The organism is Enterobacter sp. 61D5, from assembly GCF_034107965.1.
Lineage (GTDB): Bacteria > Pseudomonadota > Gammaproteobacteria > Enterobacterales > Enterobacteriaceae > Enterobacter > Enterobacter cloacae_M.
The window spans coordinates 135,711-161,207 of the sequence record NZ_JAWNFK010000004.1 but is presented as its reverse complement, the minus strand read 5'-3'; the positions used below and the strand labels follow the sequence as shown (position 1 = coordinate 161,207).

The 25,497-nt window shown below is 58.4% G+C and carries 21 protein-coding genes; 7 read left to right on the top strand and 14 right to left on the bottom strand.

Features of this window, described 5'->3' with window-relative positions:
- Positions 1-36: 36 nt before the first annotated feature.
- Positions 37-546: a PTS glucose transporter subunit IIA gene (gene crr / locus UTM25_RS03685; protein WP_003861316.1), complete on the top strand. Its 510-nt coding sequence runs from the start codon at positions 37-39 to the stop codon at positions 544-546.
- A 44-nt stretch (positions 547-590) separates the two neighbouring features.
- Here the strand turns inward: crr and pdxK are convergent, their stop codons facing one another.
- From pdxK to UTM25_RS03635, 10 genes are all read right to left on the bottom strand, one after another.
- Positions 591-1,427, bottom strand: a complete 837-nt coding sequence (gene pdxK, locus UTM25_RS03680) for a pyridoxine/pyridoxal/pyridoxamine kinase (protein ID WP_023332955.1) — start codon at positions 1,425-1,427, stop codon at positions 591-593.
- A gap of 5 nt (positions 1,428-1,432) precedes the next feature.
- Positions 1,433-2,344: a cysteine synthase CysM gene (cysM, locus tag UTM25_RS03675; protein ID WP_194400292.1), complete on the bottom strand. Its 912-nt coding sequence runs from the start codon at positions 2,342-2,344 to the stop codon at positions 1,433-1,435.
- A 118-nt stretch (positions 2,345-2,462) separates the two neighbouring features.
- Positions 2,463-3,557 (bottom strand): sulfate/thiosulfate ABC transporter ATP-binding protein CysA, encoded by a 1,095-nt coding sequence (gene cysA, locus UTM25_RS03670; protein ID WP_194400290.1) that lies wholly within the window; start codon positions 3,555-3,557, stop codon positions 2,463-2,465.
- On the bottom strand, positions 3,547-4,422 hold the full coding sequence (gene cysW, locus UTM25_RS03665; protein ID WP_023308733.1) for a sulfate/thiosulfate ABC transporter permease CysW: 876 nt from the start codon (positions 4,420-4,422) through the stop codon (positions 3,547-3,549). The genes cysA and cysW overlap by 11 nt, the downstream gene beginning before the upstream one ends.
- The gene (gene cysT, locus UTM25_RS03660; RefSeq protein WP_004123378.1) at positions 4,422-5,255 is read right to left on the bottom strand and encodes a sulfate/thiosulfate ABC transporter permease CysT; all 834 of its coding nucleotides are present in this window, start codon (positions 5,253-5,255) and stop codon (positions 4,422-4,424) included. Before cysT ends, cysW begins: the two co-directional genes overlap by 1 nt.
- Positions 5,255-6,268 carry a sulfate ABC transporter substrate-binding protein gene (locus UTM25_RS03655; protein WP_023308734.1) on the bottom strand — a complete coding sequence of 338 codons (1,014 nt, stop codon included), beginning with the start codon at positions 6,266-6,268 and terminating at the stop codon, positions 5,255-5,257. Before UTM25_RS03655 ends, cysT begins: the two co-directional genes overlap by 1 nt.
- A gap of 173 nt (positions 6,269-6,441) precedes the next feature.
- Positions 6,442-7,341, bottom strand: coding sequence for a Dyp-type peroxidase (locus tag UTM25_RS03650; protein WP_194400288.1), 900 nt, complete (start codon positions 7,339-7,341; stop codon positions 6,442-6,444).
- Positions 7,342-7,433: 92 nt separating this feature from the next.
- Positions 7,434-8,009, bottom strand: a complete 576-nt coding sequence (locus UTM25_RS03645; RefSeq protein WP_194400286.1) for an RpoE-regulated lipoprotein — start codon at positions 8,007-8,009, stop codon at positions 7,434-7,436.
- A 63-nt stretch (positions 8,010-8,072) separates the two neighbouring features.
- Positions 8,073-8,522 carry a DUF2919 domain-containing protein gene (locus tag UTM25_RS03640; protein WP_194400284.1) on the bottom strand — a complete coding sequence of 150 codons (450 nt, stop codon included), beginning with the start codon at positions 8,520-8,522 and terminating at the stop codon, positions 8,073-8,075.
- On the bottom strand, positions 8,509-8,934 hold the full coding sequence (locus UTM25_RS03635; RefSeq protein ID WP_032643505.1) for a GNAT family acetyltransferase: 426 nt from the start codon (positions 8,932-8,934) through the stop codon (positions 8,509-8,511). Before UTM25_RS03635 ends, UTM25_RS03640 begins: the two co-directional genes overlap by 14 nt.
- 212 nt (positions 8,935-9,146) lie before the next feature.
- On the opposite strand from UTM25_RS03635, the gene amiA reads away from it, so the two are divergent.
- Both amiA and hemF read left to right on the top strand, forming a co-directional pair.
- Positions 9,147-10,022 (top strand): N-acetylmuramoyl-L-alanine amidase AmiA, encoded by an 876-nt coding sequence (gene amiA / locus UTM25_RS03630; protein ID WP_023308739.1) that lies wholly within the window; start codon positions 9,147-9,149, stop codon positions 10,020-10,022.
- On the top strand, positions 10,022-10,921 hold the full coding sequence (gene hemF, locus UTM25_RS03625; RefSeq protein WP_059446261.1) for an oxygen-dependent coproporphyrinogen oxidase: 900 nt from the start codon (positions 10,022-10,024) through the stop codon (positions 10,919-10,921). Before amiA ends, hemF begins: the two co-directional genes overlap by 1 nt.
- Positions 10,922-10,977: 56 nt before the next feature.
- Here hemF and maeB read toward each other — a convergent pair whose 3' ends face one another.
- The gene (gene maeB, locus UTM25_RS03620; RefSeq protein WP_023308741.1) at positions 10,978-13,257 is read right to left on the bottom strand and encodes an NADP-dependent oxaloacetate-decarboxylating malate dehydrogenase; all 2,280 of its coding nucleotides are present in this window, start codon (positions 13,255-13,257) and stop codon (positions 10,978-10,980) included.
- A 289-nt stretch (positions 13,258-13,546) separates the two neighbouring features.
- Here maeB and tal point away from each other — a divergent pair, with 289 nt between their 5' ends.
- Positions 13,547-14,497, top strand: coding sequence for a transaldolase (tal, locus tag UTM25_RS03615; protein WP_194400280.1), 951 nt, complete (start codon positions 13,547-13,549; stop codon positions 14,495-14,497).
- Between the two features lie 19 nt (positions 14,498-14,516).
- Positions 14,517-16,535 (top strand): transketolase, encoded by a 2,019-nt coding sequence (gene tkt, locus UTM25_RS03610; RefSeq protein ID WP_320714300.1) that lies wholly within the window; start codon positions 14,517-14,519, stop codon positions 16,533-16,535.
- Positions 16,536-16,537: 2 nt separating this feature from the next.
- Here the strand turns inward: tkt and UTM25_RS03605 are convergent, their stop codons facing one another.
- The 3 genes from UTM25_RS03605 to aegA all read right to left on the bottom strand — a co-directional run bounded on the left by UTM25_RS03605 (position 16,538) and on the right by aegA (position 20,319).
- Positions 16,538-17,581: a DUF1176 domain-containing protein gene (locus UTM25_RS03605; RefSeq protein WP_023308744.1), complete on the bottom strand. Its 1,044-nt coding sequence runs from the start codon at positions 17,579-17,581 to the stop codon at positions 16,538-16,540.
- A 101-nt stretch (positions 17,582-17,682) separates the two neighbouring features.
- Positions 17,683-18,276, bottom strand: coding sequence for a GDP-mannose pyrophosphatase NudK (nudK, locus tag UTM25_RS03600; protein WP_023308745.1), 594 nt, complete (start codon positions 18,274-18,276; stop codon positions 17,683-17,685).
- A gap of 66 nt (positions 18,277-18,342) precedes the next feature.
- Positions 18,343-20,319 (bottom strand): formate-dependent uric acid utilization protein AegA, encoded by a 1,977-nt coding sequence (gene aegA, locus UTM25_RS03595; RefSeq protein WP_194400277.1) that lies wholly within the window; start codon positions 20,317-20,319, stop codon positions 18,343-18,345.
- Between the two features lie 152 nt (positions 20,320-20,471).
- On the opposite strand from aegA, the gene narQ reads away from it, so the two are divergent.
- A complete protein-coding gene (gene narQ, locus UTM25_RS03590; RefSeq protein WP_194400275.1) occupies positions 20,472-22,166 on the top strand; it encodes a nitrate/nitrite two-component system sensor histidine kinase NarQ in 1,695 nt (564 codons plus the stop codon).
- Between the two features lie 142 nt (positions 22,167-22,308).
- Positions 22,309-25,422, top strand: coding sequence for a multidrug efflux RND transporter permease AcrD (gene acrD / locus UTM25_RS03585; protein ID WP_194400273.1), 3,114 nt, complete (start codon positions 22,309-22,311; stop codon positions 25,420-25,422).
- The last annotated feature ends 75 nt before the right edge of the window (positions 25,423-25,497 follow it).

Here is a 25,497-nt window from a genome sequence, read left to right as displayed (position 1 = left end):
CGAGATGCGGCCCAAATTACTGCTTAGGAGAAGATCATGGGTTTGTTCGATAAACTGAAATCTCTGGTTTCTGATGATAAGAAAGACTCCGGAACTATTGAGATTGTTGCTCCGCTCTCCGGCGAGATCGTCAACATCGAAGACGTGCCGGATGTAGTGTTTGCTGAGAAAATCGTTGGTGATGGCATTGCTATCAAACCAACTGGCAACAAAATGGTTGCTCCAGTTGACGGCACCATCGGTAAAATTTTTGAAACCAACCATGCGTTCTCTATCGAATCTGATAGCGGTATCGAACTGTTCGTTCACTTCGGTATCGACACCGTTGAACTGAAAGGCGAAGGCTTCAAACGTATCGCGGAAGAAGGCCAGCGTGTTAAAGTTGGCGACCCGGTAATTGAATTCGATCTGCCACTGCTGGAAGAAAAAGCCAAGTCTACCCTGACGCCGGTTGTTATCTCCAACATGGACGAAATCAAAGAACTGATCAAACTGTCTGGCAGCGTCACCGTGGGTGAAACCCCGGTTATCCGCATCAAGAAGTAATTCTTGCCGCACAGAAAAATGGCGCCTTCGGGCGCCATTTTTGTTTATGCCGGTAGGATAAGCTCGTCGTAGCCTTTCGACTGGGTATAGAGCATCACATCAGTCACCCGATCGCCGGCCATGCGAATGGCATCAGCAACGGTTTTCCCCTCAACAATTCCGCTCACCAGCTCTGAACAGAACAGATCGCCCGTCCCTTTCAGATCGGTTTCTACGCGCGGGTGCGCGCTGACGGTCACGCCTTCATTCGTCACCAGCACTACGTGGATGTTTTCCGGGTCATCGGCCACCGGCGCGCTGGTGATCGCCACCCATTTCAGGCTGTCGGAGAGCAGTCCCTGCGCCGCAGCGATGGCGCTCTCAGGCGTACGGCACGGTTTGCCGCTTAACACTTCCAGCTCATAGACGTTTGGCGTGATCCCCTGCGCCAGCGGCAGCAGATGCTCCCGATACGCCTGCGGGATCTCAGGCTTCACGTACATACCGCTGTCGATATCGCCGATAACCGGGTCGACCAACACCAGCAGGTCAGGATGCTGCGCTTTGACCGCCTTCAGCCATTGAGCCAGCAGGACGATCTGGCTGGCGCTGCCCATATAGCCGGTGGTGACCGCTTTAAGCTCGCGCAGGATCTCGCGCTCTTCCAGCGCCTTAAGATAGCCGCTGAACCACTCATCGGGGATCACTCCACCATAAAACGTGTCGTAGTGCGGCGTGTTGCTAAACAGTACCGTCGGCACGGCGGTAACGTTCAGCCTGTGGGTACGAATATTCGGTACCGCAATGCTGTTCCCCACGCTGCCGTAAACCACCTGCGACTGCACGGCGACAATGTCGGTTTGCTGCGCTCGGGTATTATCCCGGAATAGAATCATCTCCATGACGCTTAAATCCCCGCCCCCTGCGAATAACTCTCTTCACCAAAGACGCCGGTAGACAGATAGCGATCGCCGCGATCGCAAATAATCGCCACCACTACGGCACCCGGGTTTGCCTGCGCTACCCGAATCGCACCCGCTACCGCGCCGCCCGAACTGACGCCGCAGAAGATACCTTCGCGCACGGCCAGCTCACGCATGGTATTTTCCGCCTCGCGCTGGTGAAGATCCAGCACCTGGTCCACCAGCTGCGCATTAAAGATGCCGGGCATATACTCCGCCGGCCAGCGGCGAATGCCAGGAATGCTGCTCCCCTCTTCCGGCTGGAGGCCAACGATGGTGACGGCTTTTTCCTGCTCGCGCAGAAAACGCGATACCCCGGTAATGGTGCCGGTGGTGCCCATGCTGGAGACAAAATGGGTGATACGCCCGTCGGTTTGCTGCCAGATTTCCGGGCCTGTGGTGGTGTAGTGCGCGTACGGGTTGTCCGGGTTGTTGAACTGATCCAGCAGTTTACCTTCGCTGCGCTCGGCCATCTCCAGCGCTAAGTCGCGCGCGCCTTCCATTCCCTGCTCTTTGGTCACCAGAATCAGCTCGGCCCCGTAGGCACGCATCGCGGCGCGGCGCTCCTGGCTCATGTTGTCCGGCATCAGCAGCTTCATGCGGTAGCCTTTCAGCGCCGCAATCATCGCCAGGGCGATACCGGTATTGCCGCTGGTGGCCTCTATCAGCACGTCGCCTGGCTTAATTTCTCCGCGTTTTTCGGCCTGGACAATCATCGACAGCGCCGCGCGGTCTTTCACCGACCCCGCCGGGTTATTGCCTTCGAGTTTGACCCAGATTTCGCTGCCGTTGTCCGGCCCCATGCGCTGAAGCTTGACCAGAGGAGTGTTGCCGATGGTGTGTTCGAGTGTATTCACGATTTTTACTCAATAAAAAAGCCGGGGCGCGCGCAGCGATCCCGGCCTACAAGACGCAGTGATAACTGTAGGCCCGGTCAGCGCAGCGCCACCGGGCGATAAACATCCTAATAACCTATCAGGCTGTCTCAGCCAGAGCAATATCCTCGCGCGTCTCGATGCGCTCCTTCCCGTGATAAATACGGGCGTGCTGCAGCCCAACAAACAGGCGCTCGCCCCGGTGCGGCGGCACGTCGTCGCGCATAACCACGGTCAGCGGCTCGGTATACCAGCCCAGCGGCTGTACCACCAGTTGGGTGTAGTGACCTTTAGGGCTAGCTTCCAGCACCTGCACCGGCAGCGGTGAATCCAGGCTGGTTCGGCGGCTCACGTCCACTTCCCACGGACGCAGGAACAGATCGACCGGCCCCTGATGCGCGGAGGTATAGCCCAGCGGCCAGCGGTGCGCACCGACGTGGAACTGACCGCCGCGAATAGTGCCCTGCAGACGGTTTACCTCGCCCATAAACTCCAGCACGAAGCGGGTCGCCGGCTCGCGCCAGAGCTGCTCCGGTTCGTCAACCTGCTCAATGTTGCCCTGGCTCATGACCACCACGCGATCCGCGACTTCCATCGCCTCTTCCTGATCGTGGGTCACGAAGACGCTGGTGAATTTCAGCTCTTCATGCAGCTGGCGCAGCCAGCGGCGCAGCTCTTTACGCACCTGCGCGTCCAGCGCGCCGAAAGGTTCATCCAGCAGCAGGATTTGCGGCTCAACGGCTAACGCGCGCGCCAGCGCCACGCGCTGCTTCTGACCGCCGGAAAGCTGGGCCGGGAAACGGTCCGCCAGATGCGCAAGCTGCACCATCTCCAGCAGTTTGGTCACTTTGGCTTTGATAGCCGCTGCATTTGGACGCTCGCGACGCGGCAGCACCGTCAGGCCAAACGCAATGTTGTCGAACACGGTCATGTGGCGGAACAGCGCGTAATGCTGGAACACAAAGCCTACTTTACGATCGCGGGCGTGCAGGCGGCTCACGTCGGTGCCGTGAAAGCGGATGTGCCCACTGGTCTGATGCTCAAGCCCGGCGATAATACGCAGCAGCGTGGTTTTACCCGAGCCAGAAGGCCCCAGCAGCGCCACCATTTGTCCGGAAGGGATATCCAGCGAGATATCATTCAGCACCTGGGTGCGACCAAAAGACTTCTTAATATTGGCAATCTCAATGCTCATGATTTCCCTCCTGATGCTGACGTTTTTCCTGATTTTCTAAACGCCACTGCACCACACTCTTCAAAAACAGGGTCAAGATGGCCATCAGCGTCAGCAACGCTGCGGCAGTAAACGAGCCGATGGTGTTGTAGTCCTGCTGCAGCAATTCAATCTGTAGCGGCAGCGACAGGGTTTCACCGCGAATCGACCCGGAAACAACGGAAACGGCACCGAACTCACCGATCGCGCGGGCGTTGGTCAGCACCACGCCGTAAAGCAGCGCCCAGCGGATGTTCGGCAGCGTCACGCGGCGGAACATCTGCCAGCCTGACGCGCCCAGCAGCACCGCCGCTTCGTCTTCGTTGCTCCCCTGGCTTAACATCACCGGCACCAGCTCACGCACCACAAACGGACAGGTCACGAAGATGGTGACCAGCACCATGCCCGGCCAGGCGAACATGATCTGCAGGTTATGCTCGTCCAGCCAGCCGCCCAACGGACCGTTGGAGCCGTAAAAGAGCAGGTACACCAGACCCGCCACCACCGGCGATACGGCGAAAGGAATGTCCAGCAGGGTCAGCAGCAGCTGACGTCCTGGGAAGTTAAAGCGGGTCACCAGCCAGGCCAGCAGGGTCCCGAACACGAGGTTCACCGGCACGGTGATCAGCGCAATCAGCACGGTCAGCCAGATGGCATGCAGCATATCCGGGTTCGCCAGGTTTTCCAGCGCGGGCATCAGGCCCTTGCTGAACGCCTGAACGAAGATATAAACCGTCGGCACGACGAGAATGAGGGCGGAAACCAGCACGCCCGCCCCAATCAGAAACCATTTACCCCAGTTGATGCGGGGTGCATCGTATCGCTTCAATTGCGTAACTTCCGCCATCAGTGACCTACCACACGTCGACCAAAGCGACTTTGCAGAGTGTTAATCGAGTACAGCAGCAGCAGCGAGGCCGCCAGGATCACCGAGGCAATCGCGCTCGCCGCCGGATAATCAAACTCCTGCAAACGGATGAAAATCATCAGCGAGGTGACTTCAGTTTTCCAGGCGATGTTCCCGGCGATAAAAATCACCGCGCCGAACTCACCGAGGCTTCGGGTAAACGACAGCGCAACGCCCGCCATCAGCGCCGGAGAGAGTTCCGGCAGAACCACCTTGCGGAAGCTCTGCCAGCGCGTGGCACCCAGCGTTTCCGCCGCTTCTTCGTATTCCGGACCCAACTCTTCCAGCACCGGCTGCACGGTACGGACCACAAACGGGATGCTGGTAAAGGCCATCGCCACCGCGATACCGAGCCAGGTGTAGGTCACTTTGATATCAAATTTCGCCAGCCACTCGCCGTACAGCCCGTTCACAGAGAAGAGCGACGCGAGGGTTAAGCCCGCCACCGCCGTCGGCAGCGCAAACGGCAGATCCATCAGGGCGTCAAGCAGCGTGCGGCCCGGGAAGCGATAGCGGGTTAAGATCCACGCCATCAGCAGGCCAAACACGCCGTTAAAAATGGAGGCAACAAACGCCGACAGCAGCGTCACCTTGTAGGCCGCCACCACCTGCGGGTTGGTGACCACGTCCCAGTACTGCGCCCAGCTCATCTGAGCAAGCTGCATCACCAGCGCGCTGAGCGGCAACAGCAGGATCAGGCAGACGAACAGCAGGCTTGTCCCGAGGCTCAAGGTAAAGCCCGGCAGCACGCGTTTTGTCGAAACTGCAAACATTACTTATGCCCCGCCGCCAGCAGTTTGTCTAACTCACCGCCGCTGGCAAAATGCGTTTTCATCACATCAGGCCAGGAGCCGAAATGATCTTCGACGCGGAACAAATCGGTCTGCGGGAACTTATCTTTCAGCTTGTTCATTACGTCCGGGTTGTTCACGCGGTAGTAGTAATCGGTAATGATGGTCTGCGCCTGCGGGCTGTACAGGTAGTTGAGATAGGCTTTTGCCGCTTTCTCGGTACCGTTTGCCTGCACGTTTTTATCCACCCACGCCACCGGGAACTCGGCCAGGATGTTGGTTTTCGGGATAACGACCTCAAAGCCCTGCGCTTCGTACTGTTTGCGGATGTTATTCACTTCCGATTCAAAGCTGATCAGCACGTCGCCGAGACCACGCTCCGCGAAGGTCGTGGTCGCCCCGCGGCCGCCGGTATCAAACACTTCGACGTTTTTCAGGAACTGGGTCATGAACTGCTCGGTTTTGGCTTTATCATTACCGTCAGCCTTGTCGGCCGCGCCCCACGCGGCTAAATAGGTGTAGCGAGCGTTACCGGAGGTTTTTGGGTTCGGGAAAATCAGCTTCACGTCGGAACGCACCAGGTCGCTCCAGTCGTGGATATTCTTCGGGTTACCCTTACGCACCAGGAAGCCCATGGTAGAATAGAACGGCGAGCTGTTGTTCGGCAGTCGGCTCTGCCAGTCCGCCGGGATCAGCTTGCCTTTATCGTGCAGGATCTGCACGTCAGTCACCTGGTTGTAGGTCACCACATCCGCCTTCAGGCCCTGCAAAATCGCCAGCGCCTGCTTGGACGACCCGGCGTGGGACTGCTTGATGGTCAGCTTGTCGCCGTTATTGTCTTTCGCCCACTGCTGTTCGAACGGTGGATTAAGGGCGGCAAACAGCTCGCGGGAGACGTCATACGAACTGTTTAACAGTTCAGTCGCCTGCGCCTGTGCCACCAGCAGTAAACCTGCCAGCGCCAGAGTTCCTTTTTTCAGTACAGTAACGGCCATTGCGCACCCTTATAAATGTGATGACTATCTTATAGTCATAATATTTATAACGGGGATGAAAGGAGTAACGGTTTTATATACCGTTTGGTGATTTAGAAGCAGAAAAGGGAATAAGGGGTGCGGCCTGATGCCCTCACCCCGGCCCTCTCCAACAGGGAGAGGAAGAAAGGCCATTACAGCGCCAGCAGACGCTCAACGGACGGCGCAAAGTAATAGCCGCCGGTCACCGGTTTGGTGAAGCGCAGCATGGCGTCGCGCTTGCCGTCGGTATCACCAAACATGCTCAGCAGCTGCTGCTCAATGTTATACAGGCGCGCGCAGTAGGCGCAGAAGTAGAGGCCGTGCGTGCCGCTTGCGGTACCGTACGGCAGGCTCTGGCGAACAATCTTCAGCCCTTTGCCGTCTTCTTTGAGGTCAACGCGGGACAGGTGAGAGGTAACGGGACGATCGTCGCCGTCGATCTCTTCATTGGCTTCTTTAGTACGACCAATCATCATCTCCTGGTCGTGCACGCTCATGCGGTTAAGCTGCTTGAGGTTGTGCTCCCAGCGCTGCACGAACACGTAGCTGCCGCCCGCGTCCACGCCGTCTTTGATCACCGCCACGTCGCGACGCGTCTCTTCACCCGCCGGGTTTTCGGTGCCGTCGACGAAGCCGCTCAGATCGCGCTCTTCCACCCAGCGGAAGCCGTGAACCTCTTCCTGCACCTCAATGCTGTCGCCAAAAGCCGCTACTGCCGCCTGGGCAACGGAGAAATTCACGTCGTGACGCAGGGAGAGAATATGGATCAGCACGTCGTATTGGGTCGCCGGAGCCAGACCTTTGCCGTAAGGGATGAAGTCTTTCAGCTCTTCCGCCCCTTCGCCACCGCTCAGCTGACGCCAGACGTTATTGCCAAAGGCAACAACGGCGCCGAGGTGGGCTTCCGGGAATTTGGCCTGGAAGGTTGCCAGCCTATCAACAAACGCTTTACTGGCCGCACGCAGGGCATCCACGTCCCCTTTAACATTGGCTTCAATCCAAATCGCCGCGCGGCAATGTTCTGGCAAAATGCCACTCTGAACCTGAGACATCGCTCCTCCTGAAATAAAGATGCCACGTCAGCGTGGCATTGATGGCGGCTATTATACCCGGATTTCAGCGAGGCGGTTTGTTCAGGCGCAAATTACTGCTTCCAGAGTATTTTGCTCACTTTCCAGCTCTTGAGCGTGTCGTCAGACGGCATCAGTCCTTCCGGACCGCTCCAGGTTCCGGTGAAGACATAGCTGATGTGCTGGCTGCCTTCAGCCTTACATTCCACCGCGACCTTGTCGTCAGACGGCAGGCTGGTGCAGTTGCCAAAAGCCTGCTTATAAAGTTCGCTAAACGGCGTACCCACCTTCACACCGCTCGCCGTCGGAATATCTTCATCCATCACAGCGATACGGTTTACGGTGCCTTTGTCACCGTTGATCACCAGCGCAAGCTTGTCACCCTTCAGCGCTTCGTAATAGCGAACAATATTGCCATTCTCCGTTTTCATGCCGCTGCGCAGGCGGTAATCGCCGCTGAGCGCATCCTGAATAGCGTCCTGATCCAGCGCCGTCGCGGCGGTAATTTTGCCCACGCCCTGCTCGGTCACTTCCGTTGATGAGCCAAACCAGTTCCACGGATACGCGGCGGACCAGTTAATGGAGGAGAGCGTCGAACAGCCGGTCAAGGCCAGCGGGAGAGCGCATAAAAGTAAACGCAGCGATTTCATTGAAACGTCCTTTCTTGTTAAATCAACGCTTGTTGGAGTGCGGCATCGGCAAAAAGTGCCGGATTAATCATCCTCATGCGCAAAACAGGCGCGAAGACGCGGGTTGGTCAGCAGCCACAGCAGGGCCACAATATCGGCAACCACCAGCGCAACGCCGGTGCCCGTCAGCGGTTCACCGTACCACCAGAGTACCGGCTGCCAGAAGAGCAGCGCAACCTGGGCGAGGATCAGCAGCCAGCGAAGCGCTCGCCAAAAGCGTGGGATCGCCTGCCGTCGTCCGCTGCATAAAAAAGCGACCACCGCCGGTACGCCCGGCAGCAAGCCGAGCCAGAAGGCATCATGATCGGGATAAAAGAGATTCAGCAGCGTGTCGCCCTGCCCGCGCGACGCGGCGGCCATCACAAACAGCACCCAGGTCCGGGCCTGCAGCAGCAGAACGCACCAGAATAAAAAGGGCAGCCTGACGCGGCCCTGCGCGTCATAGTCTGCCGGATGGATTTCAGTACTCTTCATCTTCGATCAGACGCTTTCCTAAACTCAGCACGTCAGCGTGTTCATAGCCCAGACGCTCATACATGCCCAGCACCACGTCGTTATCTTCCCGCACCATGATCTGGATTTTTGGGCAGCCGCGGGCGATCAGCTTCTTCTCGAGCCGGTTCAGCAGCGCATTGGCAATGCCGCGGCCACGGTATTCCGGGTGGACGCCCAGATAATAGGCCGAGCCGCGGTGGCCGTCGTAACCGCCCATTACCGTCCCCACAACCTCACCGTTGACTTCCGCGACCAGGAACAGACTGACGTCGTGATTGACCTTACGTTCGATATCCATTTCCGGATCGTTCCACGGACGCAGCAGATCGCAGCGCTCCCAAAGGGTGATCACCTCTTCGAAATCTTCCTGGCGAAAAACGCGTATCTCCATGGTATTAACCGCCTTTTCGGGTTTAAAAACAGTGATTATGGCGCGAAGCACGCCTTTAGCCAATAACCGGGGAAAATCTCGCCAAAATTTGGCATAATGTCACTTTGTCACGTATTGAAATGAAAAGTAAAACAATTCTCAATATGGACTGTCGTAACGGGAAACACGATACGATATAACACCAGGACCCCTTTTTTTAGTATTCAGGCCGCATGAGCACATTCAAACCATTAAAAGCACTCACATCGCGTCGTCAGGTTCTCAAAGCGGGGCTGGCGGCCTTAACGTTAACGGGCATCGCAAAGCAGGCTCAGGCGAAAGACGAGAGCACGCTCAAAACCAGTAACGGACACAGCAAACCGAAAACCAAAAAGCCGGGCGCGAAGCGTCTGGTGATGCTCGACCCGGGCCACGGCGGTATTGATACCGGCGCCATCGGCAAAAACGGGTCGAAAGAAAAACACGTCGTGCTGGCGATTGCAAAAAATGTGCGCGCAATTTTACGCAGTAACGGCATTGACGCCCGTCTGACGCGCTCTGGCGATACCTTTATTCCGCTGTATGACCGCGTAGAAATCGCCCACCAGCACGGTGCGGATCTGTTTATGTCGATCCACGCCGACGGCTTTACCAACCCTTCTGCGGCCGGTGCCTCGGTATTTGCGCTTTCCAACCGTGGCGCCAGTAGCGCCATGGCAAAATACCTCTCCGACCGCGAAAACCGGGCGGATGAAGTCGCCGGGAAGAAAGCCACTGACAAAGACCACCTGCTACAGCAGGTGCTTTTCGACCTCGTGCAGACGGATACGATCAAAAACAGCCTGACGCTCGGCTCGCATATTCTGAAGAAGATTAAGCCGGTGCATCGTCTGCACAGCAAAGGCACCGAGCAGGCGGCGTTCGTGGTCCTGAAATCACCGTCCATCCCGTCCGTGCTGGTGGAAACCTCCTTCATTACCAACCCGGAAGAAGAGCGACTCCTCGGCACCACGGCGTTTCGTCAGAAGATCGCCAACGCCATCGCCTCCGGCATTATCAGCTACTTCAACTGGTTCGATAACCAGAAAGCGCACTCCAGGAAACGTTGATGAAACCCGATGCTCAACTGGTAAAAACCTTCCTGCTGCAGCTGCAGGATGAGATCTGCCAGAAACTGGCCGCCGCAGACGGCGGTGAATTTCAGGAAGATAGCTGGCAGCGCGAGGCCGGGGGCGGCGGGCGCAGCCGCGTGCTGCGAAACGGCGGCATCTTCGAACAGGCGGGCGTGAATTTTTCCCACGTACACGGCGACGCCATGCCCGCGTCTGCGACGGCGCATCGTCCTGAGCTGGCGGGCCGCAGCTTCGAGGCGATGGGCGTCTCGCTGGTGGTGCATCCGCACAACCCGTTTGTGCCCACCAGCCACGCCAACGTGCGCTTTTTCATTGCGGAAAAACCGGGCGCCGACCCGGTCTGGTGGTTCGGCGGCGGTTTCGACTTAACGCCCTACTACGGCTTCGAAGAAGATGCCGTGCACTGGCACACCACCGCGCGGGATCTTTGCCTGCCGTTTGGCGAAGACGTCTACCCGAAATTTAAAAAGTGGTGCGACGACTACTTTTACCTGAAGCACCGCGACGAGCAGCGCGGCATCGGCGGGCTGTTCTTTGACGATCTCAACGCGCCTGATTTTGATACCGCGTTCAGCTTTATGCGCGCGGTAGGCGAAGGGTATACCGATGCGTATCTGCCCATCGTCGAACGCCGTAAAAACACCGACTACGGCGTGCGCGAGCGTGAGTTCCAGCTTTACCGCCGCGGGCGCTACGTGGAGTTCAACCTGGTATGGGATCGCGGGACGCTGTTCGGCCTGCAGACCGGCGGGCGCACGGAGTCGATTCTGATGTCGATGCCGCCGCTGGTGCGCTGGGAGTACTGTTACGAACCAAAAGAAGGCAGCCCGGAGGCTGCCTTGCGTGAGTTTATTCAGGTTCGGGATTGGGTGTAACCCTCACCTCACCCCGGCCCTCTCCCAAAGGGAGAGGGTTAGGGTGAGGGTAAAAATTACAGCGGCTGCGTCTGCGCCTCAACCACCGCCAGCGCCACCATGTTCACGATACGACGCACGGAGGCAATCGGCGTTAACACATGCACCGGTTTCGCCACGCCCATCAGTACCGGTCCTACGGTCACCCCTTCAGAGCTGGAGACGCGCAGCAGGTTATAGCTGATACGCGCCGCTTCCACGTTCGGCATAATCAGTATATTCGCCGATCCCTTCAGCGGGCTGTCCGGCATACGTTCGTTACGGATGCTCTCCACCAGCGCGGCATCGCCGTGCATTTCCCCGTCAATCATCAGCTCCGGCGCACGCTCGCGCACCAGCTCCAGCGTCTGACGCATTTTGCAGGCCGCCGCGGATTTGGACGAACCAAAGTTAGAGTGCGACAGCAGCGCCACTTTCGGCTCAATACCAAAGCGACGCACGGTCTCGGCGGCCATCACGGTGATCTCCGCCAGCTCGTCCGGGGTCGGATCGTCGTTAACGTAGGTATCCGCAATAAAGGTGTTGCCGCTCGGCAGCAGCAGCGCGTTCATCGCCCCGGCGGTATGGACGCCGTCGCGATAGCCGAAGATCTCCTGCACAACGCTAAAGTGCTCGTGGTAATCGCCGATGGTGCCGCAGATCAGCGCGTCCGCCTCGCCGCGATGAACCATGATCGCGCCGATCACCGTCGTGTTGCTGATGACGGCCTTCTGCGCCTGCTCCTGGGTGATCCCCCGGCGCTTCATGATCGCGTAGTATTCGCTCCAGTACTCTTTGAAGCGCGGATCGGATTCGTTGTTCACGATCTCGAAGTCGACGCCCGGCTTAATCTGCAGGCCCAGCTTCTGGATACGCATTTCAATCACGCTCGGACGACCAATCAGGATCGGTTTCGCCAGGCCTAAGGTGATCAGCTCCTGGGTGGCGTGCAGCACGCGCGCCTCTTCCCCTTCCGCCAGCACCACGCGCTTCGCGTCGGCGCGCGCCTGGGAGAAGATTGGCTTCATGAAGAGGTTCGTTTTATAGACGAACTCGGTGAGCTTATCGACGTACGCGTCGAAATCATGAATCGGACGCGTCGCCACGCCGGAGTCCATCGCCGCTTTGGCAACGGCTGGCGCAATTTTAACAATCAGACGCGGGTCGAACGGTTTGGGAATGATGTAGTCCGGGCCAAAGCTCAGATCCTGATCGCCGTACGCAGACGCAACCACTTCGCTCTGCTCGGCGTGCGCCAGCTCCGCGATGGCGTGAACGGCGGCAAGCTTCATCTCTTCGTTGATCGCCGTTGCGCCGACGTCCAGCGCGCCGCGGAAGATGAACGGGAAGCAGAGCACGTTGTTGACCTGGTTCGGGTAGTCCGAACGGCCGGTACAGATAATGGCGTCTTCACGCACCGCTTTCGCCAGCGGCGGCAGGATTTCCGGCTCAGGGTTCGCCAGGGCCAGGATCATTGGCGCACGCGCCATCTTCTTCACCATCTCCTGGGTCAGCACCTTCGGACCCGAGCAGCCGAGGAAGATATCCGCGCCGTCAATCACGTCGTCCAGGGTGCGTTTACCGTCGTCGTCGACCGCGTACGCCGCTTTGGTTTCCGCCATGTTCGGCTCGCGGTCTTTATAGATAACGCCTTTGGAGTCGCAGACCACAATGTTGTGTTTCTGCATACCCAGCGCCACCAGCAGGTTCATACAGGCGATGGCCGCGGCGCCTGCGCCAGAGACCACCATGCGCACGTCGGAGAGATTTTTCTCTACCACGCGCAGGCCGTTGAGAATCGCGGCGGTGCTGATAATCGCGGTGCCGTGCTGGTCATCGTGGAACACGGGAATGTTCATACGCTCGCGCAGCTTCTGCTCGATATAGAAACATTCCGGCGCTTTGATGTCTTCCAGGTTGATCCCGCCGAAGGTCGGCTCCAGCGCGGCCACCACGTTGATGAATTTGTCAGGATCGAGTTCATCCACCTCGATATCGAACACGTCGATACCGGCGAATTTCTTGAACAGTACCCCCTTCCCTTCCATCACCGGCTTACCGGCCAGCGCGCCGATGTTGCCCAGCCCCAGCACCGCCGTGCCGTTAGAGATCACGGCGACAAGATTGCCGCGCGCGGTATATTTGTAGGCCGCCAGCGGGTCTTTTTCGATTTCCAGACACGGTGCAGCCACGCCCGGCGAATAGGCCAGCGCCAGATCGCGCTGGGTTGCCAGCGGCTTGGTTGGGGAGACCTGGATTTTCCCCGGGACAGGAAACTCGTGAAAATCGAGGGCACTCTGTTTCAACTGCTCATCCATCTTATTTTTCCTTTCACGTATCGGTCAAAAGGGTGACGTAAGCGATCCTGATGCACACCCTGGTGTGCCGCCTAGTATCGCCTCAGGCTGCCTCCTAAACTTTGAAGGCAGCCAAACTCTCACCATCACATATTAAAAATTGTTATCAATTTATAACAGCCATGTTACCCGTCTCAAAAGCAATGCCTCCCCCGTCTGCTATGCTTTTTTGTTAAGTCCATCATGATTTTTCCAGAAGTGTGAACTAACGCACTCATCTAACTCTTTTATTTCCAAGGAGTAATTATTTATGAACCAGCTAGACGGCATCAAAAAATTCACCACCGTGGTTGCAGACAGCGGCGATATCGAGTCGATTCGCCACTATCAGCCGGAGGATGCGACCACCAACCCTTCGCTGCTGCTCAAAGCGGCCGGGCTTGCCCATTTTAGTCATCTGATTGATGACGCCATTGCCTATGGTAAACAGCGCGGGAAAACGCAGGAGCAGCAGGTTGCCGAAGCCAGCGACAAGCTGGCGGTTAATTTTGGTACGGAAATTCTTAAAAGCATCCCGGGCCGCGTCTCGACCGAAGTCGACGCCCGCCTCTCGTTCGATAAAGAAAAGAGCATTAATAAGGCGCGTCGCCTGGTGGAACTGTACGAGGAGCAGGGGATCGATAAATCACGCATTCTGATTAAGCTGGCCTCCACCTGGGAAGGCATCCGCGCGGCAGAGGTGCTGGAGAAAGAAGGCATCCACTGCAACCTGACGCTGCTGTTCTCGTTTGCCCAGGCGCGCGCCTGCGCTGAAGCGGGCGTGTTCCTCGTCTCGCCGTTCGTCGGGCGCATCTACGACTGGTATCAGGCGAAACAGCCGATGGATCCGTACGTGGTGGATGAGGATCCGGGCGTGAAATCGGTCCGTAATATCTACGACTACTACAAACAGCACCGCTACGAAACCATCGTGATGGGGGCCAGCTTCCGCCGTACCGAGCAGATCCTCGCCCTGGCAGGCTGCGACCGTCTGACCATATCCCCTAACCTGCTCCAGGAGCTACAGGACAAAGAAGAAACGGTGATCCGCAAGCTGGTGCCGACCTCCACCGTTCTGCCAAAACCGAAAGCCATGACCGAAGCGGAGTTCCGCTGGGAGCACAATCAGGACGCCATGGCCGTGGAAAAACTGGCGGACGGCATCCGCCAGTTCGCCGTCGACCAGCGCAAACTTGAAGATCTTCTCGCCGCCAAACTTTAACATTGCCACGGAGTGAACTATGTCCCGTAAAGAGCTAGCCAATGCCATTCGCGCCCTCAGCATGGATGCCGTGCAAAAAGCCAATTCCGGCCACCCCGGCGCGCCGATGGGCATGGCAGATATTGCCGAAGTGCTGTGGAACGACTTTCTGAAGCACAACCCCAATGACCCTACCTGGTACGATCGCGACCGCTTTATTCTCTCCAACGGTCACGCCTCAATGCTGCTCTACAGCCTGCTGCACCTTTCCGGCTACGATCTGCCGCTTGAAGAGCTGAAAAACTTCCGCCAGCTGCACTCCAAAACGCCGGGGCACCCCGAGATTGGCTATACGCCGGGCGTGGAAACCACCACCGGGCCACTCGGTCAGGGGCTGGCCAATGCGGTTGGGCTGGCAATTGCCGAACGCACGCTGGCGGCGCAGTTTAACCAGCCGGACCACGAAATTGTCGACCACTATACCTACGTGTTTATGGGTGACGGCTGCCTGATGGAGGGGATTTCCCACGAGGTCTGTTCCCTGGCGGGCACGCTGGGGCTCGGCAAGCTGATTGGCTTCTACGATCACAACGGCATCTCCATCGACGGGGAGACCGAAGGCTGGTTTACCGACGACACGGCAAAACGCTTTGAAGCCTACCACTGGCACGTGGTGCACGAGATCGACGGCCACGATCCTGAGGCGGTGAAAAAAGCGATTCAGGAAGCGCAGAGCGTGAAGGATAAACCGTCCCTGATTATCTGCCGCACGGTCATCGGCTTCGGCTCGCCGAACAAGGCGGGCAAAGAGGAGGCGCACGGCGCGGCGCTGGGCGAGGAGGAAGTCGCGCTGACCCGGCAAAAGCTGGGGTGGAAACATCCACCGTTTGAGATCCCGAAAGATATCTACAGAGCCTGGGATGCTCGTGAGGCGGGTGAAAAGGCCCAGCAGGCCTGGAAAGAGAAGTTTGCCGCCTACAAAAAAGCGCACCCGGATCTGGCCGCCGAGTTTTCCCGCCGCATGAGCGGCGGCCTGCCGGAGGACTGGGACGATAAAACTCAGGCGCTGATTGAAAACCTGCAGTCCAATCCGGCAAAAATCGCCACCCGAAAGGCGTCGCAAAATACCTTGAACGCAATCGGCCCTATTCTGCCCGAACTGCTCGGCGGCTCGGCGGACCTGGCGCCAAGCAACCTGACGATCTGGTCTGGCTCGAAATCGCTGAAAGAGGACATTGCCGGGAACTATATCCACTACGGCGTGCGCGAGTTCGGGATGACCGCGATCGCCAACGGCATCGCTCACCATGGCGGCTTCGTGCCCTACACCGCCACCTTCCTGATGTTCGTCGAGTATGCCCGTAACGCGGCGCGCATGGCGGCGCTGATGAAGGCGCGGCAGATTATGGTCTACACCCATGACTCCATCGGGCTGGGGGAAGACGGGCCTACTCACCAGGCGGTTGAACAGCTGGCAAGCCTGCGCCTGACGCCGAACTTCAGCACCTGGCGTCCGTGCGATCAGGTCGAAGCGGCGGTGGGCTGGAAGCTGGCGGTAGAACGCCACAATGGCCCAACGGCACTGATTCTGTCACGCCAGAACCTGGCGCAGATTGAGCGAACCCCGGAGCAGGTGAAGAACATCGCCCGCGGCGGCTACATCCTGAAGGACAGCGGCGGCAAGCCGGACGTGATCCTGATTGCGACCGGGTCCGAGGTGGAAATCACGGTGAAAGCGGCGGAGAAACTGACTGCCGAAGGTCACGCGGTGCGCGTGGTGTCCCTGCCCTCAACGGATATTTTTGATGCCCAGGACGAGGCGTACCGTGAATCGGTCCTGCCGTCCAGCGTCGCGGCGCGCGTGGCGGTGGAAGCCGGTATTGCCGACTACTGGTACAAATATGTCGGGCTCAAAGGGGCGATTGTCGGCATGCGGGGTTACGGTGAATCCGCCCCTGCCGATAAGCTGTTCCCGTACTTCGGCTTTACCGTTGAGAACGTGGTGGAGAAGGCGCTGAGCGTGATCTTGTGCGGTCTGCGTAGCCGCCACCCGGCATAAAACTAGCGCGTGATCCATAGCGTGGGCCAGGCATCTGGCCCGTTCCAGTTGTCGCAGCTGGGCTCCTCGGCGTACCGCACCAGGCGGAAACGCTGGCCGTCAAAACGCCAGCGCGTCTGGATCCCGCAATCGCCCAAACCGCGCCCCAGCGCGAGCGTTGTCAGCTCGCGCGTCTTTTCATCGAAGCTGGCGTTCATCAACTCCATTTCGCTCCCGTCGCCTGACGGCGTAAACGGCAGACGCAGCCTGACGCTGCGTGCGGTGAACGGTTTTTTACGCGATACCAGCCACGCCAGATCGACCGTGTTATAGGCCCCCGCCTCGCAGCTGACGATCAGCAGCGCTTTGTCATCGGTTAACGCGGTAACGCGCACTTCCCGGCGGTTAGGATCCAGCGAGCACTGGCTGGCGTTCATCCGCCCGGTGCCATAGTCCAGCAGGTCGTTCAGTTCGGCGTGGGAGAGCGGCGTCGGGGTCGGGTTGACGACCGCCACCTTTTTAAGGGCAGGAGCAGGCGGAACGCTTAACGGCGGATCGTCACCTTTCTTGATCCACGCGGTTTCGCTGCCGACGCGCTTTTGCTGCGCATCAATGAACAGCAGCGCGGCTTTCAGACCACTCAGTGAAATAACCTGCTTACCGTCGCGCAGGGTCAGGGCCTTCCCTTCCTGGATGTTTTTCAGAAAGGCGGTGATGGTGGCCGCATCGTCCGTTTTCAGATGCCAGGGCGTGAGCTGCCAGCGCTGTTTGTCCAGCTTCAGGGGAACGTTATCCAGCAGCAGCCGGGGGGCAATCTCTGGCTCTTTGACCGAGGGCGCATCAAGACCGCCGAGATCGATACGCAGCGTGGCGTCCGTTTTCGCCCCGGCGCTACGGGTGAGCGTCATGACCAGACCACGGTGTTCACCGGTATTGCGTGCGAGGCAAAAATTCTGGTTATTGCAGGTTACCTGCCAGTCGGAGAAGGCTTGCTGGGCAGGTGCAGCCCGCACCTGCGGCGCGAGGAGCACACAAAACAGGTAAAACAAAAAGACGCTGTAGCGCATGAATGACACAATCCCGGAACGAAAACGCTTAACTGGGCAGTATCTTCGTGTTCCCGCCGGGGTTGCTCAATCGGATTTATCAGATATACCCGAAAAACAGGCTATATCCGTTCGAAAGTGGTGTTCATCAGCCCGGTTGTCTGTAAATACTGCAGTAATATCACCGCTTTACCATCCCTGATTTCGCCTGAACGCATCATCTCCAGCGCCCGGGCAAAAGGAAGCTCCAGCACTTCGATATCTTCATCCTCCACGCCACCGCCGCGGTGAGTGCGCTGCGCGTCGCTGTATTCCGCGATGAAGAAATGCACAATTTCCGTTACGCCGCCCGGCGACATAAACAGCTCGAAGACCTTTTTGACCTCGCCCACTTCGAAGCCGGTTTCTTCCACGGCCTCTTTGCGGATACAAACTTCCGGCTCATCATCATCGAGCAGGCCCGCGCAGGTTTCAATCAGACGTCCGTCAGGGTTGCCATTAACCCATGTCGCCACCCTGAACTGACGGATCAGCACCACGCTCTGCTTTTCACGGTTATAGAGCAGAATGGTTGCCCCGTTGCCGCGGTCGTAGACCTCGCGTTTGTGGCGGATCACCTCACCGTTGTTACGCGTAAGGTCATAGGTGATGTTACGCAGGACAAAGTAGTTTTCAGAGAGAATTTTGTCTTTGATAACGTCAATTTTCAGGGTCATACGGGCTCCACAACACAATGAGTCGTCCTATAGTACGCCGTGAATCCCGCTTTGTCGCCCGCCGGTTTAATGATGTTTTGGCGCGTTAACTCCAAGCCAGTCGAGTATCCCCTGCGCCGCATGACGTCCTTCCGCGATTGCGGTCACCACAAGATCCGCACCGCGAACCGCATCGCCCCCGGCGAAGATCTGTGGGTTAGTCGTCTGATAACGGTAGCGGCTCTCGACCGAAGCAACGATCCGCCCCCGGTCATCCGTTTCGACACCCTGCGCCTGCAGCCACGGCATCGCATGCGGGTTAAAACCAAACGCCATGATGACCGCATCTGCCGCCATCACGAACTCGCTGCCCGCTACCGGAACGGGCCGACGCCGTCCCTGCGCGTCCGGTTCACCGAGCTCGGTACGTAGCATCCGGATACCGTTGACCTTACCGTTCGGATCCAGCGTCAGCTCAACCGGCTGAACGTTAAATTCAAACGCCGCGCCCTCTTCTCGGGCGTTCTTCACCTCTTTCTTCGAGCCCGGCATGTTGGCCTCATCCCGACGATAGGCGCAGGTTACCTTCGCCGCGCCGTGGCGTAACGCGGTGCGGACGCAGTCCATCGCGGTATCGCCGCCGCCAAGCACCACCACGTTTAAACCATGGGTGTCGATGAACGGTTCGCTGGCCGTCGCCTCCAGCCCCATAACGTGTCGCGTGTTGCCCACCAGGAAAGGCAGCGCGTCATAGACCCCAGGCGCGTCCTCGTGCGGGATACCCGCCTTCATCGAGCGGTAGGTTCCCACGCCAATAAACAGGGCGTCGTAATCCTGCTTTAACTGCGACATCGACACGTCCTGGCCCACCTCGCAGTTCAGCTCGAAGCGGATCCCCATCGCGGTAAATATCTCTCTGCGCCGCGCGAGCAGCGATTTGTCCAGCTTGAATGCCGGGATGCCAAAGGTCAGCAATCCGCCAATTTCCGGATGCCGGTCATAGACCGTCACACTCGCGCCGCTGCGCGCCAGCACGTCGGCACACGCCAGCCCGGCGGGCCCGGCCCCGACGATCGCAACACGTTTACCTGTCGGCGTGACGGCGGACATATCCGGCCGCCAGCCCATCGCCAGCGCCCGATCGGAGATATAGCGCTCGATGTTACCGATGGTCACGGATCCCGCCTCTTCACGTATTGTGCAGGCACCCTCGCATAATCGGTCCTGCGGACAGACGCGGCCGGTAATTTCAGGTAAACAGTTGGTCTGATGTGAAAGCTCGACCGCGCCGGCGATATCCCCCGCGTTGAGGCGCTCGATCCACTGCGGGATGTGGTTATGCAGTGGGCAGGTCCATTCGCAAATGCTGTGCTCGCCGCATTTCAGGCAGCGCGACGCCTCGCGGGCGGCCTGCTCGGCCCGAAACGGCAGGTAAATTTCGTTAAAATGGCCCACGCGCTCTGCGGCAGCAAGTTTATCGGGCTCGCCGCGCGGCGCCGCCGTCTGCATCTGCTGCAGTTTGGTGCGAGAAGCGTCTTCTCTGACGGCCTCCGCATGCCAGGGCTGCGCTTCCAGGCAGGCCGTGCGCTGGCGGCGCGATTTCACCAGAGTATCGAGGACAGCAGGCGTCGCCAGTGAGAGGACATCTGCCGGGCAGTTTTCGATACAGGCCGGGCCGTGTGGCCGCGTCAGACAGAGATCGCATTTATTCGCCGATGCCTTCACGCCGCCGCTGTCGAGCGGGGTGACGATAATCTCCATCGTGCCAAACGGGCAGGCCACCGCGCAGGCCTTACAGCCGATGCATTTTTGTTGATTCACCTGTACGCTGTCATCGCATTTGCTGATGGCACCATTCGGACAGCTTTGCGCGCAGGGCGCATTTTCACAGTGATGACAGGTGACGGGGCTACTCTTCTCGCCGGATCTCAGGACCGTAATGCGGGGGTGAAAATTGCGCTCGCTCAGGACATGCTGCTCATCGTTGTGCGCCATCACGCAGGCCACTTCGCAGGCGCGACACCCGATGCACTGCTGGCTGTTAGCCATAATAAAACGATTCATAACCACACCTGTTTTTGGTTCAATAACCTTATTCTTTGTATGAATATGGTATTTACGCATCACGGCGCGATCGGGCAATGTTCAAATGCCCGGAATGCCGAATTATTTACAGTGAACCTGTAGCAGATCAATTTTATTCAGAGAGCCGTTCTGTGACCGTCAAACGACCCGTTTCCGGAAGCCTTGCCTGGGCTTTCTTTTCGATAATTGCCTTATCCGTGCTGACCAGCACCGTCGCGCTGCTGACTCTTGCCAGCAGCCAGCGTGACGCCGAAGCTATTAATATCGCGGGTTCGCTGCGCATGCAGAGCTATCGTCTGGGCTACGAGATGCAGCGCAACAGCCCTTCCCTTGCTGCGCATCGCGACAGCTGGCAACAGACGCTGAACGCGCCTGCCCTGCAGAAGCTGAACCGCTGGTACGTCCCGGACGATGTAAAAGCGCGATACCAGCAGCTGCACGTGGCGTGGCTGGAAATGGATGCGCGCATCGCCCGCGGCGACAGCGCGTGGTATCAAACCCACATTGAGGATTTTGTTGGCCGCATTGATGCCTTTGTGCTCGCCCTTCAGCACTACACCGAACATAAAATTCAGACGGTGACCCTGCTCTCGCTGGCGGGCGCTCTCGGGATCCTGCTGCTGACGCTGTTTACCCTGCGACGCATTCGTCGCCAGGTGGTGTTGCCGCTTAACAATCTGGTGGCGGCCAGCGAACGGGTTGAGCGCGGGGAATTTGCAACCCCGGCGCCGGATACCGCCCTGCCGAACGAGCTGGGCCAACTCTCCCGCGCCTTCAACCACATGGCCGCCGAGCTGGCTACGCTCTACCGTTCGCTCGAAGCCTCGGTCGCGGAAAAGACGCGGCATTTGCATGAAGCCCACCAGCAGCTCGACATGCTGTTCAAATGCTCTCAGGCGCTGAATATCGGCCAGATAGACAGCCACTGCTTCCGGCATATCCTGCAGATTGTCCATGACTATACGCAGATGAATTATCTCGAACTGCGCACCAGCGACGACTGGCGGCTGTCTGAAGGGACGGAGTCACATGGCATTCCTCTGCAGCACCTGCCGGTACTGATGCAGGACACCCTTTACGGCGAGCTGCGCTGGCAAAGCGAGACGGACAGCGTTCCCCTTCCGCTGATGAGAAGCGTGGCGACCATGCTCGGGCGCGGGCTGTACTTTAACCAGGCGCAAAAACATTACCAGCAGCTGCTGCTGATGGAAGAGCGCGCCACCATTGCCCGCGAGCTGCACGATTCGCTGGCGCAGGTCCTGTCGTATCTGCGCATTCAGCTTGCGCTGCTCAGACGCGCCGTGCCCGAGGAAAATATCCCGGCGCAGACCATCATCACCGACTTCTCCCGCGAGCTGAACAATGCCTGGCAGCAGCTGCGCGAGCTGCTCACCACCTTCCGCCTGACGCTGAACCACGCGAACTTAACCGCAGCGCTGCAGGAGTCTCTCGACATCCTTCAGAGCCAGACGCAGGCGAAGCTGCATCTCGACTGCCGCCTCTCCTCGCTGGCGCTGGACGCGCAAAAGCAGGTACATTTGCTGCAGATCGTGCGTGAGGCCGTGCTGAACGCCATTAAGCACGCGCAGGCCAGCGAGATCACCGTCAGCTGCGTGACCGCACCGGACGGTACGCACAGCGTCAGTATTCATGACAACGGCATCGGGATTGGCGAAGCCAGCGAGCCGCCGGGACACTACGGCCTGAACATTATGCGCGAACGCGCGCAGCGGCTCGGCGGGATGCTGCACTTCTCGCAGCCGCAAAACGGCGGCACGCTTGTCAGCGTGACGTTCCCGGCGCACGCGCCGTTAACGGGTAAATAACGGTAAAGGAGGACGCGCAGGAAAAAGCGCATGATAATTTACATTATCTCCTTTATTTCTCCACGTTTGGCCTGGGCCTTACCGCTAAAGTTATGCGGGCAATAAACAATAATGACGTGCAGCAAAACGAGGTCACTCTTTCATGGCGAATTTTTTCATCGATCGCCCCATTTTTGCCTGGGTGCTTGCCATCCTGTTGTGTCTGACAGGTGTCCTGGCGATTACTTCACTGCCTGTTGAGCAATACCCCGATCTGGCACCGCCTAACGTGCGCGTAACGGCAAACTACCCCGGCGCTTCAGCACAAACGCTGGAAAACACCGTGACGCAGGTTATCGAGCAGAACATGACGGGTCTGGATAACCTGATGTACATGTCCTCGCAAAGTAGCGCCACGGGCCAGGCGACGGTGACCCTGAGCTTTAAGGCGGGCACGGACCCGGACGAAGCGGTGCAGCAGGTGCAAAACCAGCTGCAGTCGGCCATGCGCAAGCTGCCCCAGGCGGTGCAGAATCAGGGCGTGACCGTGCGTAAAACCGGTGATACCAACATTTTGACCATCGCGTTTGTCTCGACAGATGGCTCGATGGATAAACAGGACATCGCGGACTACGTCGCCAGTAATATTCAGGATCCCATCAGCCGTATCAACGGCGTGGGGGATATCGACGCCTACGGCTCACAGTACTCAATGCGCATCTGGCTCGATCCTAACAAGCTGAACAGCGTCCAGATGACGGCAACCGACGTGACGAATGCCATCAAGGCCCAGAACGCCCAGATTGCGGTGGGGCAACTGGGGGGAACGCCGTCCGTCGATAAACAGGCCCTGAACGCCACCATTAATTCGCAATCCCTGCTGCAGACACCAGACCAGTTCCGCAACATCACCCTGCGCGTGAATCAGGATGGGTCGGAGGTGCGTCTGGGCGATGTCGCTACGGTGGAAATGGGGGCGGAAAAATACGACTACCTGAGCCGCTTTAACGGCAATCAGGCCTCCGGTCTGGGAATTAAACTGGCATCCGGCGCAAACGAAATGGCCACGGCGAAACTGGTGCTGGACCGCCTGGACGAACTTTCACAGTATTTCCCGCACGGGCTGGAGTACAAAGTCGCCTATGAGACCACCTCCTTCGTTAAAGCGTCGATTGAGGACGTGGTGAAGACCCTGCTGGAAGCCATCGCGCTGGTATTCCTGGTGATGTACCTGTTCCTGCAAAATTTCCGCGCGACGCTGATCCCAACCATTGCCGTCCCGGTAGTGCTGCTGGGCACCTTTGCGGTGCTTTACGCGTTCGGGTACAGCATTAACACCCTGACGATGTTTGCGATGGTGCTGGCAATCGGCCTTCTGGTGGATGATGCCATCGTGGTGGTCGAAAACGTCGAGCGAATCATGAGCGAAGAAGGACTCTCTCCGCGCCAGGCGACGCGCAAATCCATGGGGCAAATTCAGGGGGCGTTAGTCGGTATTGCAATGGTGCTGTCGGCCGTCTTTATCCCGATGGCCTTTTTTGGCGGCACAACCGGGGCGATTTACCGTCAGTTCTCAATAACCATCGTCTCGGCGATGGTGCTCTCCGTGCTGGTGGCGCTGATCCTCACCCCTGCGCTGTGCGCCACCATTCTAAAACCGCTGCACAAAGGGGAGCAGCACGGGCAAAAAGGCCTCTTCGGCTGGTTTAACCGGATGTTCAACCGCAATGCCGCGCGATATGAATCTGCCGTCGGTGGCGTGCTCCATCGCAGCCTGCGCTGGATGATGATTTACGTTGTGCTGCTGGGCGGCATGGTCTGGCTGTTTATGCATCTCCCCACCTCGTTCCTGCCGATGGAAGACCGGGGCATGTTCACCACCTCGGTGCAGCTCCCGAGCGGCGCAACGCAGCAGCAGACGCTGAAAGTGGTCCAGAAAGTGGAGCAGTACTTCTTCACCAAAGAGAAAGATAACGTTGTGTCGGTCTTCTCCACCGTGGGCTCTGGCCCGGGCGGAAACGGGCAGAACGTCGCCCGCATGTTCGTCCGTCTGAAGGACTGGGACGAGCGCGATACCAAAACCGGAACGTCATTCGCCATCATTGAACGTGCGACCAAAGCCTTTGCGCATATTAAAGAGGCGCGCGTCTTCGCCAGCAGCCCGCCGGCGATAAGCGGTCTGGGCAGTTCTGCCGGGTTTGATATGGAGCTGCAGGATCACGCCGGTGCGGGCCACACGGCGCTAATGGCGGCACGCGATAAGCTGTTAGCGCTGGCGGGCAACGATCCTGACCTGACCCGCGTTCGCCACAACGGTCTTGACGACAGCCCGCAGCTGCAGGTAGATATCGATCAGCGTAAGGCGCAGGCGCTGGGCATCTCGATCAACGATATCAACGACACCCTGCAAACGGCTTGGGGCTCAAGCTATGTGAATGACTTTATGGATCGCGGCCGCGTGAAAAAAGTGTATGTCCAGTCCGCCGCGCCGTTCCGCATGTTGCCGGATGATATTAACCGCTGGTTTGTCAGGAATAACGCTGGCGGCATGGTGCCGTTTTCGGCGTTTGCCACCTCGCACTGGGAGAGCGGTTCGCCGCGTCTGGAGCGCTATAACGGCTACTCTGCGGTTGAAATCGTCGGGGAAGCCGCGCCGGGCGTCAGTACTGGTACCGCTATGGATACCATGGAAAAACTGGTTCAACAGCTGCCCGCCGGTTTTGGGCTGGAGTGGACGGCCATGTCCTACCAGGAGCGTCTCTCCGGCGCGCAGGCTCCCGCACTTTACGCACTTTCTCTGCTGGTGGTCTTCCTCTGCCTTGCCGCACTGTATGAAAGCTGGTCGGTCCCGTTCTCCGTCATGCTGGTCGTGCCGCTTGGGGTTATCGGTGCGCTGCTGGCGACCTGGATGCGCGGCCTCGAGAACGACGTTTATTTCCAGGTGGGTCTGCTCACCGTAATTGGGCTATCGGCGAAAAACGCCATTCTGATCGTTGAATTTGCCAACGAGATGAATGCCAAAGGCCACGAGCTGATGGCCGCCACGCTGCACGCCTGCCGTCAGCGCTTACGCCCGATCCTGATGACGTCGCTGGCGTTTGTCTTTGGCGTACTGCCGATGGCGACCAGTACGGGCGCAGGCTCCAGCAGCCAGCATGCCGTCGGAACGGGGGTGATGGGCGGCATGATTTCGGCCACCGTTCTGGCCATTTACTTCGTGCCGCTGTTCTTTGTGCTGGTGCGTCGCCGCTTCCCGTTAAAGGAACGCGCTGAGTAAGTGATTGAAATAAAAAAAGGCGGCTTTATCGGCCGCCTTTTTATTGTGTGATTAATTCACACTATGGTTATTTTA

Coding starts and splice junctions, on each gene's coding strand:
- crr (WP_003861316.1), top strand. CDS start 37: ATGGGTTTGTTCGATAAACTGAAATCTCTGGTTTCTGATGATAAGAAA.
- pdxK (WP_023332955.1), bottom strand. CDS start 1,427: ATGGAGATGATTCTATTCCGGGATAATACCCGAGCGCAGCAAACCGAC.
- cysA (WP_194400290.1), bottom strand. CDS start 3,557: ATGAGCATTGAGATTGCCAATATTAAGAAGTCTTTTGGTCGCACCCAG.
- cysW (WP_023308733.1), bottom strand. CDS start 4,422: ATGGCGGAAGTTACGCAATTGAAGCGATACGATGCACCCCGCATCAAC.
- cysT (WP_004123378.1), bottom strand. CDS start 5,255: ATGTTTGCAGTTTCGACAAAACGCGTGCTGCCGGGCTTTACCTTGAGC.
- UTM25_RS03655 (WP_023308734.1), bottom strand. CDS start 6,268: ATGGCCGTTACTGTACTGAAAAAAGGAACTCTGGCGCTGGCAGGTTTA.
- UTM25_RS03650 (WP_194400288.1), bottom strand. CDS start 7,341: ATGTCTCAGGTTCAGAGTGGCATTTTGCCAGAACATTGCCGCGCGGCG.
- UTM25_RS03645 (WP_194400286.1), bottom strand. CDS start 8,009: ATGAAATCGCTGCGTTTACTTTTATGCGCTCTCCCGCTGGCCTTGACC.
- UTM25_RS03640 (WP_194400284.1), bottom strand. CDS start 8,522: ATGAAGAGTACTGAAATCCATCCGGCAGACTATGACGCGCAGGGCCGC.
- UTM25_RS03635 (WP_032643505.1), bottom strand. CDS start 8,934: ATGGAGATACGCGTTTTTCGCCAGGAAGATTTCGAAGAGGTGATCACC.
- amiA (WP_023308739.1), top strand. CDS start 9,147: ATGAGCACATTCAAACCATTAAAAGCACTCACATCGCGTCGTCAGGTT.
- hemF (WP_059446261.1), top strand. CDS start 10,022: ATGAAACCCGATGCTCAACTGGTAAAAACCTTCCTGCTGCAGCTGCAG.
- maeB (WP_023308741.1), bottom strand. CDS start 13,257: ATGGATGAGCAGTTGAAACAGAGTGCCCTCGATTTTCACGAGTTTCCT.
- tal (WP_194400280.1), top strand. CDS start 13,547: ATGAACCAGCTAGACGGCATCAAAAAATTCACCACCGTGGTTGCAGAC.
- tkt (WP_320714300.1), top strand. CDS start 14,517: ATGTCCCGTAAAGAGCTAGCCAATGCCATTCGCGCCCTCAGCATGGAT.
- UTM25_RS03605 (WP_023308744.1), bottom strand. CDS start 17,581: ATGCGCTACAGCGTCTTTTTGTTTTACCTGTTTTGTGTGCTCCTCGCG.
- nudK (WP_023308745.1), bottom strand. CDS start 18,276: ATGACCCTGAAAATTGACGTTATCAAAGACAAAATTCTCTCTGAAAAC.
- aegA (WP_194400277.1), bottom strand. CDS start 20,319: ATGAATCGTTTTATTATGGCTAACAGCCAGCAGTGCATCGGGTGTCGC.
- acrD (WP_194400273.1), top strand. CDS start 22,309: ATGGCGAATTTTTTCATCGATCGCCCCATTTTTGCCTGGGTGCTTGCC.